General features: G+C 64.5%; 21 protein-coding genes. 1 reads left to right on the top strand and 20 read right to left on the bottom strand.

The genetic code is table 11. The features are described from left to right. Positions 1-11: 11 nt before the first annotated feature. The 14 genes from BFD71_RS27190 to BFD71_RS27125 form a co-directional block, all read right to left on the bottom strand. The gene (locus BFD71_RS27190) at positions 12-1,523 is read right to left on the bottom strand and encodes a phage tail sheath subtilisin-like domain-containing protein (RefSeq protein ID WP_069267421.1); all 1,512 of its coding nucleotides are present in this window, start codon (positions 1,521-1,523) and stop codon (positions 12-14) included. A gap of 83 nt (positions 1,524-1,606) precedes the next feature. Next, a complete protein-coding gene (locus tag BFD71_RS27185; RefSeq protein ID WP_069267420.1) occupies positions 1,607-1,873 on the bottom strand; it encodes a DUF2635 domain-containing protein in 267 nt (88 codons plus the stop codon). 29 nt (positions 1,874-1,902) lie between these two features. Then, positions 1,903-2,460 carry a hypothetical protein gene (locus tag BFD71_RS27180; RefSeq protein WP_069267419.1) on the bottom strand — a complete coding sequence of 186 codons (558 nt, stop codon included), beginning with the start codon at positions 2,458-2,460 and terminating at the stop codon, positions 1,903-1,905. Further along, positions 2,457-2,789 (bottom strand): head-tail joining protein, encoded by a 333-nt coding sequence (locus BFD71_RS27175; protein ID WP_069267418.1) that lies wholly within the window; start codon positions 2,787-2,789, stop codon positions 2,457-2,459. Before BFD71_RS27175 ends, BFD71_RS27180 begins: the two co-directional genes overlap by 4 nt. Positions 2,790-2,791: 2 nt before the next feature. Then, complete coding sequence (locus tag BFD71_RS27170; protein WP_069267417.1) at positions 2,792-3,823, bottom strand: major capsid protein; 1,032 nt, start codon at positions 3,821-3,823, stop codon at positions 2,792-2,794. A gap of 84 nt (positions 3,824-3,907) precedes the next feature. Further along, entirely contained in the window at positions 3,908-4,582 is a 675-nt protein-coding gene (locus BFD71_RS39425) for a head decoration protein (RefSeq protein WP_083245499.1), read from the bottom strand. Between the two features lie 56 nt (positions 4,583-4,638). Then, positions 4,639-5,337: a hypothetical protein gene (locus BFD71_RS41600; RefSeq protein ID WP_176732965.1), complete on the bottom strand. Its 699-nt coding sequence runs from the start codon at positions 5,335-5,337 to the stop codon at positions 4,639-4,641. 26 nt (positions 5,338-5,363) lie between these two features. Continuing rightward, positions 5,364-6,248, bottom strand: coding sequence for a S49 family peptidase (locus BFD71_RS27155; protein WP_069267415.1), 885 nt, complete (start codon positions 6,246-6,248; stop codon positions 5,364-5,366). Beyond that, complete coding sequence (locus tag BFD71_RS27150) at positions 6,245-7,897, bottom strand: phage portal protein (protein ID WP_069267414.1); 1,653 nt, start codon at positions 7,895-7,897, stop codon at positions 6,245-6,247. Before BFD71_RS27150 ends, BFD71_RS27155 begins: the two co-directional genes overlap by 4 nt. 1 nt (position 7,898) lies before the next feature. After that, positions 7,899-8,168 carry a gpW family head-tail joining protein gene (gene gpW / locus BFD71_RS27145; RefSeq protein WP_069267413.1) on the bottom strand — a complete coding sequence of 90 codons (270 nt, stop codon included), beginning with the start codon at positions 8,166-8,168 and terminating at the stop codon, positions 7,899-7,901. Between the two features lie 4 nt (positions 8,169-8,172). Beyond that, on the bottom strand, positions 8,173-10,278 hold the full coding sequence (locus tag BFD71_RS27140) for a phage terminase large subunit family protein (protein ID WP_069267412.1): 2,106 nt from the start codon (positions 10,276-10,278) through the stop codon (positions 8,173-8,175). After that, on the bottom strand, positions 10,271-10,975 hold the full coding sequence (locus BFD71_RS27135) for a hypothetical protein (protein ID WP_069267411.1): 705 nt from the start codon (positions 10,973-10,975) through the stop codon (positions 10,271-10,273). The genes BFD71_RS27140 and BFD71_RS27135 overlap by 8 nt, the downstream gene beginning before the upstream one ends. Positions 10,976-11,129: 154 nt before the next feature. Then, a complete protein-coding gene (locus tag BFD71_RS27130) occupies positions 11,130-11,822 on the bottom strand; it encodes a hypothetical protein (protein ID WP_141710811.1) in 693 nt (230 codons plus the stop codon). Further along, entirely contained in the window at positions 11,822-12,076 is a 255-nt protein-coding gene (locus tag BFD71_RS27125) for a hypothetical protein (protein ID WP_069267409.1), read from the bottom strand. The genes BFD71_RS27130 and BFD71_RS27125 overlap by 1 nt, the downstream gene beginning before the upstream one ends. 110 nt (positions 12,077-12,186) lie before the next feature. On the opposite strand from BFD71_RS27125, the gene BFD71_RS27120 reads away from it, so the two are divergent. Then, positions 12,187-12,561 carry a 4-fold beta flower protein gene (locus BFD71_RS27120; RefSeq protein ID WP_069267408.1) on the top strand — a complete coding sequence of 125 codons (375 nt, stop codon included), beginning with the start codon at positions 12,187-12,189 and terminating at the stop codon, positions 12,559-12,561. 110 nt (positions 12,562-12,671) lie between these two features. On the opposite strand, the gene BFD71_RS27115 is transcribed toward BFD71_RS27120, so the two are convergent. From BFD71_RS27115 to BFD71_RS27090, 6 genes are all read right to left on the bottom strand, one after another. After that, positions 12,672-13,370: a hypothetical protein gene (locus BFD71_RS27115; protein WP_069267407.1), complete on the bottom strand. Its 699-nt coding sequence runs from the start codon at positions 13,368-13,370 to the stop codon at positions 12,672-12,674. Beyond that, positions 13,367-13,564 carry a hypothetical protein gene (locus BFD71_RS27110; RefSeq protein WP_069267406.1) on the bottom strand — a complete coding sequence of 66 codons (198 nt, stop codon included), beginning with the start codon at positions 13,562-13,564 and terminating at the stop codon, positions 13,367-13,369. The genes BFD71_RS27115 and BFD71_RS27110 overlap by 4 nt, the downstream gene beginning before the upstream one ends. Then, positions 13,561-13,878 (bottom strand): hypothetical protein, encoded by a 318-nt coding sequence (locus tag BFD71_RS27105; RefSeq protein WP_069267405.1) that lies wholly within the window; start codon positions 13,876-13,878, stop codon positions 13,561-13,563. Before BFD71_RS27105 ends, BFD71_RS27110 begins: the two co-directional genes overlap by 4 nt. Beyond that, positions 13,875-14,300, bottom strand: a complete 426-nt coding sequence (locus tag BFD71_RS27100; protein WP_069267485.1) for a nuclease domain-containing protein — start codon at positions 14,298-14,300, stop codon at positions 13,875-13,877. Before BFD71_RS27100 ends, BFD71_RS27105 begins: the two co-directional genes overlap by 4 nt. 151 nt (positions 14,301-14,451) lie before the next feature. After that, the gene (locus BFD71_RS27095; protein ID WP_069267404.1) at positions 14,452-14,853 is read right to left on the bottom strand and encodes a hypothetical protein; all 402 of its coding nucleotides are present in this window, start codon (positions 14,851-14,853) and stop codon (positions 14,452-14,454) included. Between the two features lie 365 nt (positions 14,854-15,218). After that, complete coding sequence (locus BFD71_RS27090) at positions 15,219-15,548, bottom strand: hypothetical protein (RefSeq protein WP_069267403.1); 330 nt, start codon at positions 15,546-15,548, stop codon at positions 15,219-15,221. Positions 15,549-15,616 lie beyond the last annotated feature (68 nt).

The raw sequence follows: 15,616 nt of genomic DNA, 5'->3' as shown, positions 1-15,616 counted from the left end.
TGCTCGCGCGATCAGCTCGAGGTGGCGGGGACGATGTTCGAGAACTGCATCAGCAGCGCGAAGATGCGCAGCTGGTCGATCAGGATTGCCGGGTACAGCACGTCGACGCGGTTCGGGTTCTGCGAGTTCTGCTGCACGATCAGCCCTTGCGCGAACACCGCGCTGCCTTGCACGTAGCCGTTTTCTTCCATCGTCTGGTACTGCGCGACGAGGTCGGCGCGGATGATCGACGGCGTGACGACGTTAGTGCCGGGAACGACGCGCGTGCCGTCGGCGGCGAGCTTCTTGCGCGCGTATTTCGTCGTGACGACCGATTTCAGCTGACGCAGAACGTAAGTCAGCGTATTCATCGTCTCGACCTCCAGATAGCTGTCGTCGGCATCGCCAAACGAGTTCTTCTGGTAGGTCGTGATCGCGTTTTCGATCGCGATCGTGCCGTCATCGGCGACGGAGAACGTGCTGATGCCGTCGTACAGCAGCGTGTTGCGATCGGTCAGCGCGAAGCGCATGGCGAGTGGGGGTGCCTGCATCGTTGCGAGCGTGACCGTCTGCAGGGGCTGCGCCGGATCGGCGCGCGCAGCGACCGCAACCGCAGCTGCGTAGTCAGCTGCAATCACCCAGCTCGGCGTCGGCGAACCGTTGAAGCCCATGATCGACATGTGCTCGTCGTTGCGCGTGACACCGAACGTCGTGAGCGTGCCGAGCGTGCCGCGATAGGCGGCGTAGCCGCCGCCGTAGAGCTGCTGGCTCCAGCTCCAGCGGCCGGTTTGCGTGCTCAGGAATGACTGCAGCGCTGCGAGCGACGTGCTGTCCGTGTATGCGAACGCGATGAAGTCGAATTGCTGATCGCCGAGATTCGCGAGCGCATCGACGACGTCCGGGGCGACGAGGCCACCGGTCATCGCGACAATCGTCGTCGCGAGGCCAGCGGGAGTCGATTCTCCGGCCTGCGTGCCACCGTAGTTCAGTTGCAGGTCGATATCGTTGCCGGCGAGACCTTTGTTCTTCGCCGTGAGGTCGACCTTCGTCGTGACGGTGGCGTCAACCGCCGCCGTCACCGGCAGATCCGGCAACGTGCCGATCTGCGCGACAAGCGCCGTTGCGATTTGCGCCGTCGTCATCGACGGCGTAACGACTAGCGAAACGACCTGCCCACCGATATAGAGCGACAGGACGCCTGTCGCCGTCGGCGGGCTCGTGAAGTTGATGCTGCCCACCGCGGCAACCGATGACGCGCCATCCGCGAGCGGCAGATACCAGACCTCGCCGAATGGGTCGCGCTTGCGATAGGCGGCCGTCATCAGCGCGAGCATCGAGCCCTGGCCGCCAACGGCCTTTGCATCGCTCACGCCCTGGCAGATGCGCGGAATGCCGGGCGTGCCGCTGCCCGAGCTGAGAATCTGACCAACGATCAGCGCGCGTTGCGTCTGCTGGCCGGTGTTCGCCTTGCTGGGGTCCAGGTCCGCATAGAACAGCGGGACGCGCAGGTTCTGCGGGATGTTGGGAAAGGAAATGTCGCCCATTCGATGGCTCCGGTGACGATGTCGCCGCCCAAAAAAAGAGCCCCGCCGAAGCGGGGCTCAGTCAGGGACAGCGCGAGGATCTGTTAGCTCGAGGTCTTTTCGGTGGCCGCCGCGGCGGCGGTCGCTGCAGGTGCAGCCGAGCTGCTCGCCGGCGTGGCGGACTTCTGACCTGTCGCGCGCACTGCGTCGCCGTCGCGCAGGCGGCGGCGCCAGTACAAATCGTTGTCGTCGACCAGCATGCCTTCGTCCGGTACAACGGTGGTTTTGACACCCTCGACAGGCGCGGCGGACAGCAGTTGCTTCGTGACGGGGTCACGCAGCATCAGGCCCGGTGCGGGTTTCACATACATGGAAAGCTCCAGTGGCGCGCGAGCGCCGCTCAGGTTTGCGGAAGGTTGATCGTCAGCCCGGGCTCCGTCGTGCCATTGGGCATCTCGATGGTCAGATCGACACCCTGGAGCGGTACCGCAGCCGGTTGGTAGAAGTCGTCGGGGCCCTGCACGTGCTCCATCTCAAGGTCGAGCGTGAGTTCGCCGATCGGGGACTGACCTTCACGCGGCACATTGATCGTCGACCGAAACGCAGGGAACTGCTGCAGGAGGCTCATGATCGGTGGGTAGTTGATCAGCGCCGCCTTGATCTGCTCGCGCATCAGCTCGAGCTGCTCTTCGACAGCTGCGGCCGCGGCGTCATTCGCCAGCGCCGCCGCCTGCGCGCGCGCCGTCACGCGCAGCGTCGTCGTGACCGTGAACGCAGGCGGACCCTGTCGTCCCCAGCCCTCACCGTTCTCGTCGGGCGTCTGCACGAGCAGCATCGGATACTTCCCGTCCCACGTCGCCCACGTGCGCGGCGAAAAGACGTTCGATCCTGCCGCCGTTGCACCGCTGACCGTGAGCCCCTGCACCGCGAGCTCGCGAAGGTTGCTGGAAGTCGTCATTGCTTGCCCAGATCCATATAGAGCCAGCCGAGACCGTCGATCGCCGCGTCCTTGACGACATACGCGACGCCACCCACCTGAAAGCTATCGCTCTGCACAGGGGAAGGCGCGCCGAGCGCGGCGAACTGCGATGCCTGCATGCCGAGCGTGGCGACGGTAATGTTCCCCTGCGCCTCGCCGGCCTCGTCGAACGTGTGGTCCGTGATCAGCGTGAACACGCCGAGCAGGCCTGCGAAGCTGCCGCCGGCCTTCGGGAGAAAGACGACGGGCTTCTCGTCGCCCAACGTCGCGCTGATCGCGGCGTTGAGCGTGCCGTCAAAATCGATCACGGTCAGATCGTGCCGCTTTGCAGGACTTCCGGACGCGTGCAGATGTGCAGCGGGTAGCTGTACGCCTCCATTTTCCAGAAGCTGTTGCGATCGCGATCGAAGATCGGGATCACATACTGCGGCTTGCCCGGGGTGTTCACCCATTCGAACGATTCGCCCGGCGCATACGCGCAGCGGAAGATCCCGGGCGCACCAACCGGGAAGAACTTCACGGTGTTGTCCGGCACCTTGATCGTTTCGTTGTCGTCCGAACCGCGGTAGTTCAGCCACGTGACACCCGCGAACGGGAATTCATCGAACGCGCCGCCTTGGCGATCATCACGCAGGTCCGCGGCAGCAGACCAGTTCATGAACGTGCGGATGACGTCCTGGTGATTCACGAACGCGTCGTAGAACGCGTCGCCACACAGCGCGTAGATGCGCGTCGTCGGGAGGAACGAACCCTGCGCCTTGCGGGCCATCGCCCGGCGCAGCTTGTTGATGATCGGGCGCAGCGAGAACTCCGTATTCGCCACGAGATTGAACTCGATTGGCTGCGCCGGCGTAATGCCGAATTCGTCGAACCAGTCATACAGCACGGCGCCGTCGGCATCGAGAAGGATGCCTTGGACGGCCGCGAGGCGGTGGAACTCCCACGTGTACTCGATATTGCGCAGGATGCCGGTCGGGCCATTCATGCGACGCGCGACTTCGACCTGAACCTGCATGAGCTCCGATTCCGTGCCGAAGGCGCGGATATTCTGGATCTCGTTCGCATAGATCGTGTCGCTATGCATCAGGCGCGGCACGTCGAAGTAACGCGCCTGGCGCTTTTCGGTCGTACGCTGGAGGCCTTCGGCGCCGCGCGGCGACGTCGGCACGATCACGAGCTTGCCCTGACGCTGCTCGACCGCCAGCGCCGTGGTCCGGATCGGATCCGGATCGAAGATATCGAGGTCGCCGAGCCCCGTCGGCTGGAAAGGATACTTGTCGACCGCCGCAGTGAGCTGGATGGTCGTGAAGGGATCCTGATGGAATACGTCCAAGCTGGCCATTATTTGGCTCCGGAAAAAATAATGGCCGCTTGCGCGGCCATAAGGACTTGAATCGAAGGGAACGCGGCAGACGCCGCGGCGCAATCAGCGCGTGATGATGCCCAGCGCGGTGAGCTGCGAAGTCGCTGCCGCGATCTGCGCTGCCGTCGCCCCGCTCGGCCAGAGCAGCTCCGAGCCGTTGACCTCGCATTCGCGCGTCACGACCGTGCCGGGAACGTCGTTCATCGTCGCGTCGGTAAAGCCAAACGCGATGCCAGCGGCGGTCTGCGAGCCGTCGCTTGCCGACGGATTGAGCGGCACATAGGCACCGGCGATCGCTTCGACCTGCACGGAGAATTCGTCGCCTGCTACGAATGCAGTCGCGCCGGCCGTGATCGTCAGCGCGATCTGATTGCTGAACGCGGTACCGGCCGTCGCAGTTCCGACAGCGTTGCCGAACGGATCGGTCACGGCGAAGTGGGTCGCATCGGTCGCAATCAGCGTGTACATGCCGAGCTGCGCGCCCGCGACGATGGGCGGCGACGCAAGTGCGATCGTGCCGTTGCCGGTATTGTTATTTACCTGCTCGGGGTTGCCCGGCCATGCAGCCGCAACGCCGCCGGTCTGCAGACCGAGCACCGTGCCCGGGTAGACCTTCGCAGCGCCACCGATGGTACCGACGTCGCGCGAGCGGTGCCCGCGTGCTTCGGAAACGAGGAACCCGCCGGCGTGCCATTGCTCGACGAGCGGCGTCTGGGTGAGGTTCGGAGGATTGGTCATGATTCAGTCCTTGATGAGAGAAAGGACGGTGCCTGCGCGTGCGCCGGCGCCCGGGTTTAGCGGCGGCCGCGCGCTCGCGAGTCGCGCGATGCGGACCCGGCGCGCTGGAATGCAACGTCCCAGCTGGCCGCGACCGCCTGCTCGGACGTCATGCCCGGGCCGTCGCCAGACCCGAGGTTCGGATTACGACGCTCCTGCGAGCCCCGGGCCGAACCCGGCGTCTTGTTCAGCACGGCGATCGCTTCGCTGCGCGTCATCGTCGACTCGAAGGCGAGATTGGCGGCGAGCACCGTATTGCGGCCAGCGCCCTTGCTCGCGAAGATCGCGGCGCAGCGCGCGCGCTCACGACGACGGGCACGCGCGGCAGCGCTGTTGCCGCGCATCTCTTCCTCGTCGTCGTCATCCTCTTCGGCGCGCTCGTCGTCGTCATCGTCAGCCGCGCGCTTGCCCTTCTTGCCGCGCTTGCCCTTGCCGCTGTCGTCGTCCGGATCGTCCTTGTCGTCGACGTCGTTGTCCGGATCGTCTTCGTCGTCATCGTCCGAATCGCCGCCCTCGGCGCGCTTGCCCTTCTTGCTGTCACCGTTGTCGCGATCCTGCTGCTGATCATCTTCGTCGTCGGACGCGCGCTTGCCCTTCTTGCCCTTGCCGCTGTCGTCGTCATCGCTCGGACGGTCGTCTTCGGCGCGTGAACCGCGGCCGAGATGGGCGAAGCTCAACCCACCTCGCGCGGCAAGGTTTCGAAACAGATTGCTCATTGGATTTACCCTGATGGTGGGATGAGTCAGCCCAGCTCGTCGAGCAGGGACGCGAAGGCTTCGTCGGGTGCCATGACGGCATCTGCGAAGCCAACCTCGACGCCAGCTGCGCCGAGATAGGTGCCGGCCTCCGTGTCACGCACGGCTGCCGTTTTGAGACCGCGATTGCGCGCGACGGTCCGAACGAAGATCTCGCCCATCGCATCGACGTCGGCCTGGAAGCGGGAAAGCGCATCTTTCGTCAATGGATTGAACTCGTTGCCGTCGGCCTTGCGCGAGCCGTAATGAATCAGCGTAACGTCGATGCCCGCCTTCGAGAGCGCTTGCGACATGTCGACATGCATGCAGATGACGCCGACGCTGCCGACGCCGCCGGTGCGCGGCACGATGATCCGGTCCGTTGCGCTCGCGATTGCATAGGCCGCCGAGTACGCGCTCTCGGTGAGCACAGACCAGATCGGTTTCTGGCCGCGGGCCGCGTAGATCGCATCGCATAGGTCGAAGCAGCCCGCGACTTCGCCGCCCGGCGAATCGATGTCCAGCATGATTGCGCGTACCTCTTCGTCCTCGAGCGCCATTTTCAGCAGCACGCGGATGCCGTCGTAACCCGTCATGCCGGAAAACGGATGCAGCGTGCCGAGCTTGTGCACGAGCGTGCCCTCGACCGGGATACGCGCGACGCCCTCGTTGACGTCGTATGGCCGATATACGGCCGGCTCGTCATCGCCGAACTCTTCAAGGAATGCCCGCGCGCCGCCATCGGCGAGCGCAAGCGCACTGCCGTCTTCGCGAAAGAGCTGCGCGATACCGAAGCGATCGGCGAGCGCGGCCATGACGATCTCGGCCTTGTGCGGCAGGATCGCGATCGGCACATTGAAGAGCCGCGTCGCGAGATGGGGGAAATTCATCATGCTGCCTTCGGCCCTTCAGGAGGTTCATCGGTACGCGTCGCGACTTCACTACCGCCCCATTCGGGAAGCGGGATGTTGCGCCGCCTGAATTCTTCGATCTCGATTTGCCGCTGATCGAGCAGCTCTTCCCAGTCGGAACCCTGTTCGGCCGCTTCCTGTTTGAGCGTAGTAAGCGCCGCGTCCATCTTCAGGATGGAGCCCTGCGGTTCCTTGACCGGATCGACCCAGCCGCGTGCGGGTCCGAGCCACGAGCAACCGGCATATGCGGTCGCCGCTTCAATGAAGTCCGGCGCGCCAGCGGGAAGCTCAAATTCACCGTTCTCCATCGCTTCGCGGAGCCACACCGCATACATAGGGGTTGCGGTGCCCGCCGAGAATTCGAGGCGCCTGCGAATGAGCGTTTTCCAGCTCTCGAGCAGCCCGGAACGAGCGCTCGAATACGTCGTGCGCGTCCAGTCCTGGGTGACCTGTTCCTGCGTGACGCCGAGCGCCGACGCGACGCACCCCTGCATCTCGTGAACAAACTCGGTAAATCCGTTGTGCGGATGGTCCGATGCGACTGACTTGATGTCCTCGCCGGGCGCCAGTGCGGCCACCCGCACGCCGTTGAACATCGCTGGCCGTTCGTCGTTCCATTCCTTGCGCAGGCTCTGATAGAACTTGAGCTCATGGTCGCCAGCGATCGCATCCTGCACTTCGGACGGGTCGTAGGGGCTCGTGATGTAAGTGCCGATCGATGCGGCGAGCGCGGCCGCCTGCAGCTCGATGCCGTAGTACCGCGCCAGCATCTTCGCGTGCGCGAGCACGGGCGTGAACACGCCAATGCCACGGTTCTGGCCAGCGCGATCGCGTTCGAAGTCATGGATCACGCGCCGCCAGCCGTCATCGTCTTCGGCGATGACGCGCTCCCACTCCATCGACTCGACGGCGTTATACCAATCGTTCTGGTGAGCCTTGCGGATATGGAACGCGAGCGGCACGCCGTCGTCGTCGATCTCGACACCGCCGCGCAGATGCCTCGTGTCGACCATCTGCATGGGGTTCGACAGGCGGTCCGGATCCACAATCAGATAGCAGGTCGCATACTGCGCGGCACCGCGCCCGATGCGCTCCGGCTTCCAATGGTTGATGACGAGATCTTCACCATCGATGAGCTTGTGGCGCAGCGCGAGCCGCAACTGCTGCGAGACCGTCAGCTGGCGAGAGACATCGTTGTAGTGGTTCAGATCGTTCGAGAACAAGCGCCAACGGGCTTCGACCGCGCTTGCGAATTCCTTGGCCCATTGGATATCAAAGGCCGCGCCGCTGATGAGGCGCAGCGCGCGATAGTCTGGCATCACCGATAGGCGTAGCGATGCACCTACCGTGTTGTCGAGGATGCGCGTGATCGCGCCGCTCGAGCGGCCGTCGTTGCGCACCTGATCGCGAGAACGCGCGACCATGCGATCGCGAAACTGCGTGATCTCAGCATCTGGCGAGCGGATCCAGGGCAACCAGTTGCCCATCTCCTGCGTCTGCCAGTCGGCCGCCTGATACGGGAAGAACCAGCGGCCCACGCCGCTCGTCAGGGGCATCCCGTTCGGGTATTCGGCGCGCTGGCGCCGAAGCGGGTTGCCCTGGGCGTCGACGATCGTAAGTTCGTTGCCCATATCAGTAGTACGGCGTAATCGGACGACGGCGCTTGATGCGCACGCCCGGGTTGAGTGCCTGCTGCAGCTCGGCGATGAGCAGACGGAGATTCGCCATGTCGGTCTGCTGGAATGTCGCGCTGCGCGATCCGCCGCCCTGCGCATATGACACCGTGACCACCTTCGTCCCCGTGCGCAGCTGGATGTAGGCCTGCTGAGCGGCTGTGATCGCCGCCTGCAGCTGCGCGTCGCTCATGCCGTAGTACGGTGAGCTGAAATCGGATGTGGCCATAGGATTAGCGGAAACGGTGTACTGCTGATTTCGGGTTCTTCGGCTTCGGACCGTCGCCATCAGGCGATGCGGCTAGCGTCGGCGCTGGCGCCTGCTTCGCCGGCGGCGTTGCGCCGATGAGCGACGAGTTGGTGTCCCATGTAGCCGCCCACGATGGCGGCTTCTTCCAGTCGATCTGCGCGAGCCCGTGGAGGTGGGCAACCATGTGCGTCAGCACCATCAGGTCGAGCGCCTCATTTCGACGTCCGCGCACGAGCTTCTCCCAGCGGCCATTCTTCTGCCGCGTCTCCGACGTCAGCTGCTCGAACCAGACGTGAGGTTCTTCGGGAGATCGCAGCCCATGCGGAAAATGCACGTACCAGTCGCCGAGGTCGGCCTTCTGCAGCTGGCCGGCCAGGTCATCCTTGAAAAGGTTCGGATTGAACTGCGCAACCGGAACCGTGCCGCCGGCGGCCGCGCGGTTCGATTTGCGCGCGGTGTCTGGATACGTCACAAGCAGTCGCTGCGCCGTGAGCGCACTCGCGCCTTTCGTCGGCAGCACGGTCCATGCGTCGCGGCCCGAGATCTTGCCGATCAGACGCACGACGCCGTCCAGCTTCCGCCAGCGGCGCCACGCTGCGTATGCCTGCTGCGTAACGCCAGCCTCGCCGCCGCTGTCGAAGCCGAAAGCGCGGACCGGCATGCGTCGGCCACTGCCATCCGCGAGCGGATAGGTGCGCTGGATCACCTCGAGCAAGAGGTCCCAGTCATCGGGCGATGTCGCCGGATCGCCGTTGACGCGGCCCTTGTCGATCACCCAGCTTTCGCCGTTCACGCCCCAGCCGCGCATGAGCCATTCGAAGCGGCCGCCGTTGGCGTCACAGCCGCCGGTAATGAACCGCACGCCGTCCGGCACAAACGCCAGCTTGAGATCGCCTTCCGCTCGCTCCGCCAGCACGTTCGCGTCGATCGAGCCAACGCCGCGCTTCGGCGAGTACAGGAAACCCCATTGCTTGACGACGACCTGTTTCAGCGTCTTGTCGTCGCCGTCGACCTCGAGCTCACGCTCGGCCTTCGCCTTCGCCCGTGCGAGGCCGCCAATGCCGCCCAGGATGAATGGCGACATCGCGCCGACAATCCAGAAGCCGGCGGACTTTCGAGCGACGAGCTCGCCGCTTACAACGCCCTCCTGCGAGATCTCCTGACCGTCGCCCACCCATCCGCCGAACGGTGACCGGTATGCGGCGAGGTTCATCTCGCGGCGGTACCGGTCCTCGATGAGACAACCATTAACCGGGCAGACGAGCCGCGCCTTCTCCTCGATCTCATCGAGGCTCCAGCCCTCCTCGTAGTGGAGCGGCATGAAGCGCGCGGCGATCGGCACGGGGCTCGACCATGCGCCGCAGTGCGGGCACGGCCAGTACCAGACACGGCGATCGCTGTCGCCGTAAAGCGCCATTACGCCTGCCGTCCAGTCGCGCTCCGGATTCAGGCCGCGGGCGCGGTCCGGGTGGCTCATCGCAAGCAGCATCGACTGCCGGCCGAACGTCTGACGCCGCACGTCGAGCAGCGCCTTGATATCGCCGAGGCCTTCCGGATACGCATCGACCTCGTCGGCGACGATCCGCGGCGCCGACTTGTTGATCAGGTTGTTCTCGGTCGCCGACAGAAACTCGACGCGCATGCCGTCGAAGCGCTTGAAGTGAAGCGAATCGTCGACGGGCCGCGAGCCGAGCCGCATGGCCATTTCAGGATGGCCATCAATCTGTGTGTTGATCCGGCTCTTGACGAAGGCCTCGAGGCCCGGGTCCGTCTGCATGTACCAGAGGAAGTCGCCCGGGTCGTTGGCCACCGACTTGAGCATCCAGTTCTGTGCGATCTCCGTCTTGCCCGACTGGCCCGGGCCGACGACCACGGTCGTCAGATAGTCGAGCCGCGTGAGCGTTTCCATCGGCGCCACGAGGTACGGTGCCTTCTCGTGGTGCCAGCGGCCGACGTAACCGCCGCCCTGGTTTGTCAGTCGACGGTTGAGCGACGCGTACTGCGCGACCGTCTCGCGCGCAGGCGGCACGAGCGCGCCGAGGGCCTCGCGCACGATCTGGTACGGGTCGGCGTAGGCGTTCTCAAGCATCGGGGCCCAGCAGTACTTTCAGCTCGTCGACCATAGTCGTGCGGAGGTCGTCCGTCAGCTCGCGGATCGAGTCCGCACTCTCCTCGGGAAGCCCGAGCTTCTCGACCACCTGGTCCGCGAGCCGGTCGATGCCCTTGCCGAGATGCACGAGCATCTTCGTGATCACCTGGCGCATCACCTCGGCCTGCACGAGGTCGCCGCGGTCGCGCCGCAGCTTGTCCTCAAGGATCTCGGCCTGCACCTGATCGCGGCGCTGCCGCGCGGTCTGTTCGCCGCTGTGTATGACAGGCTCAACGCCAGGCGGCGGTACCGCGCTGGGCGGCAGGACCGTGTACTTCGCGCCCGGGTACGGATTCGCGCCGGGCGCGGTCTGCGCCGGCGGTCGAGCTCGAGCTGCACCGGCACCGCCGGCGAGATACGCCTTCACCGTGGCGAGATCGAATTCCCAGCCGCCGGCGCGCGTGCCGCGCTTCGCGATCGGGAACGACTCGTCGCTGTCGAGCCGTCGATCGAGTTTCGGTCGCGTCCAGCCGAGCGCGTCCGCGAGCGCTGCTTTTCCGATTACACCGTCGGTCCCGACCGGTGTAACGCTCTCAGGTGTAACGTTCCCGCCCTTTCCCTTCGCTTTCGCGTCGCGTTGCGTTACACCCGCTTCGCTAGGCTCGGCGCGCCTTGGAGCCGCATTGGATGCCGCCATAGCGTGTAACGTGTAACGAGTTTTTTTTGGTCAAAGGAACGGGAAAAACGGGCGCGCGCAATGCCCGCGTAATAGGGCTCTCCCGGAAGGACCCTGTAAGGTTTGGGGGTCCCCTCGGGGCCGCCGGTCACCATCCACCGGGTGACCTTCCTTCTCAGCGCTTGGCGGTCTTCAGGGCCGCGGCGAGCGCGTCCTCGAGATCGCGGTCGATCCACTGATCGACGATCTGCTTCGCGCGCGTGCCCCAGTTGAGTTGCTTCTTCACAGGCAACGCGTCGCCGAATCTGATCAGCAGCTTGAGCTTGCCGCGACCGTTGTTCTGCGTGGCATCGAGCTTGTTCAACTTGCCAAGCCGTTTGCCACGAGCATTCAACAGCGTGACGCGTTTCGTGTTCGTCGGCCGCTGCCACACACCATTGATCGTCTCGCCCGATGCTGTCTTCACCGCGCCGATGAACACGTCAGGCCTGCCCTTGAGTGCGGCGAGCGTGCCGCGCGGCAGCTGGCCGTACTGATTGAGCCGGATGTTCTTCGGGTTGAGCAGCGCGCGGCTGGCGAGTTTGTGCACGCCGCCGGTCTCGAACGGCTCGAGATAGCTGGCTGTGATGTCCTTCATATAGACGATCGCCGTGGGCGTGCCCTTCTTCGCGCGCTGCAGCCCGACGGCGCTGCGCGTGAATGGCGATGGGCTTTCCAGCGTGTCCGCGAGGTTCTTACGCTCGGCGTCAACGACGCGTTGCGCGGTGCGATTGATGCCTTGCGCGATCGCGAACGGCACCTGCCGCTGGATGAAGTCGTTGAGGCCTCGCGCTAGGTCACGTGCATTCGACGTGACCCGGATCGTCATCAGGCCGGCCATGCTGCGGAGCGCACACTAGCGTCAGGCTCCGCATCGAAAAACGGGATGCCCGGTACTTGCAGCGAGTCGCGGCCGAGCGGGAACGCCTGCACTGCGATGTCGTCGGTCTCGTCGTCGAATGTCGCGATGACAATCGCTACCGTCGGCTTCGGGAAATAAGGCGCGCGCACGATGACGCTGTCGCCGAGGCGCGGGCGCGCTGCCGCTTTGGGCGCGGCGCCCTTGGACTTCGGTTTGTTCATCGCTTTGCTCGTTTGATGCGCAATCACCGCAAATCCAGGGTTTACGCCGGGATTGAAATTGAAGATGCTGCCGTCACCTCTTTTGCCCCACGCAAAAAGAGGAGGTAAACATGCACGCGCTCTTCGATCAAAACTGCAATCTGGTCGGCTGGTATGACCCGGCCAACAGCAGCATCTGGGACACGCAAATGCGATGGTCCGCCTTCATCGTGGACGGGAATGCGTTCTCGACGCAGACCGAACAATGGCTGGGCGCCTTCGTCAATGCCACGTTCCAAGACCGGAACGGGAAGGCTGCGCTCTGGATGCCGGAACTCGGTTCTCCGGAGAGCGGTTTTGCGCCCTTCCCCCCTTTCGCGCCGTTCAAGCCGTTCACGCCCTTCACACCGTTCAAGCCGGCGGCGCCGTTTGCGCCATTCGCTCCATTTGAACCGCTTGGCGGCTGGTCGCAGTTGAACTTCAACGCCTGGATGGCTCAGAACTGAAAAGCAAAAAGCCCCGGTCGGTGAGGACTCGGGGCTTTGGAGACACTTATTCACAGTGTCAGATTGAGCGGTAATTTACTGTCGAAAATGGAAGGCGTCAAGAAAATGTGTCACGGACGGATAAAAGGCAGTCCGGAAAGCAGCTCGTCGGCACGCTTCCGCGCTTTCGATTCGACGCCGTCGACAGCCGTTTCGACAACCGGCAGTGCGAGCGCGTCGTCATGCAGATGCGCCTCGTCGGCGACGTCCGCCGTTGCGTCGCCAGCTGCGGCGCGCTTTCGCTTCGATGGTTTCGCCTTTCGCTTCGGCTGACCCTGAAACCACAGCTTGATGAGCTGCCAGTGCTCGCCCGCCGTTTTCTCCGACACCTCGCACTTGATCGCCAGCGCCTTGACTTCGACCTTCCTGCCGGCCGCTTTCTCAATGAGCCCGCGACGCAGTTGGTAATGCACTAGTCTGCCGGCCAGAGCGGACATTACCTTCTCAGTCAGTAAGCTGATCGCCGCCTGGTATTCCGGGTTCGGCGTATAGCCAGAACAACACGCATGCCCGCACGTGCATGGCCACGCCTTCGGCGCAAAGCGTGCCACTAACACCGCGCGCTCGAGCTCCGTCAGCTGCTGGAGCTCGCGGCGGATCATACCGGCCTGCCCGGCGCCATCGTTGCCGCTCAACCCCTTCCCCGTGCGAGGAGATGGCGAGGCGAGACGATCGACGGCCGAACGATCGCGCGTCTGCATGGAATAGTTGAATGCGAAAACGAGAGCATCCTGCGGCGTGCGGAAAAGTACTTCGTTGGTCTCGCTCATCGGATGGCCTTTGTGGTTTGCATGGTCTTCAATTGCTCAATGCGCTTGCTCTGCGCGTGCAGCGTCTCGCTCAACATCCAGAGAGCGGACGCCGAAATCCTGATCGTTTCCTCGGGGTGGCCGGCGCGCACCGCCCGCGACGCCTCCCGAAGCGCGCTTTCCAGATCCGTGCGCGGCGCCGGCTGGCGGTTCAAACCGCCAGCTCCATGAAGTCGGATTCGAAGAAGTCGCGCAGGCTTCTTTTGTTTTTGCTCCGCAGCGCGCGGCAGCGCAGGTATTCCGGTGTCACCCAGGCGTCGCGCGGCGCTTCGATGCCAGCGCGGCGGTCCTCCGGCACATAAACCTCGACCTCGGCTCGCTCCGGATCCAGCGAGCCGTCCGCCAGCCGGATGCGCCTGACGACGCGCACGCGCGCGATGTGTTCGGCAAAGCCCGGTTGATATGAGACACGGCCGCGAAACGACGTCGCGACCATGGTCGGCACTTCGGTTGTCAGCACCAGCGTCATCGCGTGGCCTCCAGTGCAGCCATCTTTCGTTTGCGCACGGGGATCCAGCGGCCGAGAGCTACGAGCGTGGCGTCGCGCCGCTCCTGCTTCGTCGGCACCGTGCTTTGATCGAGCCAGAAATGGCACGCACCGCAACCGGGGAACGTGTAGCGGTGGTCGGCCTTGATACCCTTCCCGGCGCCGTGCTCGAGCAGATTCGAATGGCACGGCACAACCGTTTCGTCGATTGGGTTCAGGCGACACACGCCGGGGACACGCAGATAGCAAGGCTCGCCGCGGCACGCCGCGAGGTAGTGCGCGCCCTCCTCGACCGTCGGCTTGCGCACACGGCGCTTGATTGCCGAGCGGCGCAGCGCGGTGCCGCGGTTCGCCAGACTGCTGAACGGTGAGTCCGGTTTGCGTTTGAAGCCGGTGCGCTTCATGGGCGTTTTGCGTGACAGCATCACTGCCACCATCCGCTGTGAACCCCAAACCCGAAGATGCCCGCAAGGATCCCGAGAAACAGCGCGGCGCGCGGAGGGATTGCACGCGATAGATAGACGGCGGCGATGATATATAGCCCCTGCCAATTGCTCATGCGGCCACCTGCTGGCGGTCGATCGCGGGCGCTCCGCAGCTCACCATGCGACGCATGCATTCGACGAGCAGCGTGTCCGCCAGCTGCGTCGGGTGATCGGTTTGCGCGGCTTCCGTGGCCCTCGCGCGGCGCGCGGCGCGAGCCGGGTCACGCCATGTCTTCACGGCCACGTTCTTGCCCGGGCCATTGACATAGACGAGCACGTTGCCGTCGCGCCGGCAGATGTGGATCTGCTGCATTGGGCCTTCCTGAGACAGCTCGTGCAAAGCGCGCTGCACGGTCTTGCGGGAACGGTTCAATGCGTCGCCGCAATCCTTCACCGTGCGCTCCTTACCGTCTTCCATCAGGTCCGCCAGCCGCGCCGCGAGCGGTTCGCATCCCTTTTTCGCATTCCGCATCGCCGCTCCTTCATGCGTTGCCGCGCAGTACGCGCCACGCGCGCGTCAGCAGCCCGGAAGGCGCCGGCGGCGCGACGTATTCCTCCCAATGTCGACCTTCAGGACCGCACGCGTCATCGCCAAATCCATCCCCGCCCCGAGCGGCGCTGCAGGTCGGCAGCCAACCATCCACCGGATCGCGCAAATGCTCTAGCTGCGGATGGCGGCACGCACGCGGCATGCGTGGCGATGGCGGAGAGGGTTGGCCAAAACGGCACGTAGCGCACGTCGGCGCGGGTTTGATGTTGGATCGGTTTGCCATCTGTTTCACCCCGGGCGGAAATTGGACCCGCCGGCGCAAGCCGGCGGTGTTGGAGGGCCTCGCGTTATGCTTGTTCGGCGCCCTGCTGCGCGATCGCGCGCGTGACGCTATGCGCGCTGACGTTCACGCCAGCGGCCGTGAAGCGGGCATCAGCCGATTCGCCATACGGGTCGGCCTCGGTCCACTGGTAGCCGACCGATCCGTACATGTCGACGCGCACGTCCATCGTCTCGTCGTCCGCCAGCATGTCGATGAACGTATGCGCCGTGCTGATCGCGGCATCCTTGTCCTTCGCGTGGCAGCGCTGCTGCTCGACGATCTTCGCCATTTCGTCGGCGACTCGCTGTTTCGCTTCGGCCTTGTTGGCCGCGGTAAAATTGATTGCGTAGCTCATGAGCTTCTCCGGGAGGTGGGGAAATCACCAGCTGCGGCTGGTGAGATCTTCGGTGCGCCAGCCGTGGC

It is taken from the genome of Paraburkholderia nodosa (genome assembly GCF_001718195.1).
In the GTDB taxonomy this organism is placed as follows: domain Bacteria; phylum Pseudomonadota; class Gammaproteobacteria; order Burkholderiales; family Burkholderiaceae; genus Paraburkholderia; species Paraburkholderia nodosa_A.
This window is presented reverse-complemented; position numbering and strand designations above follow the sequence as displayed.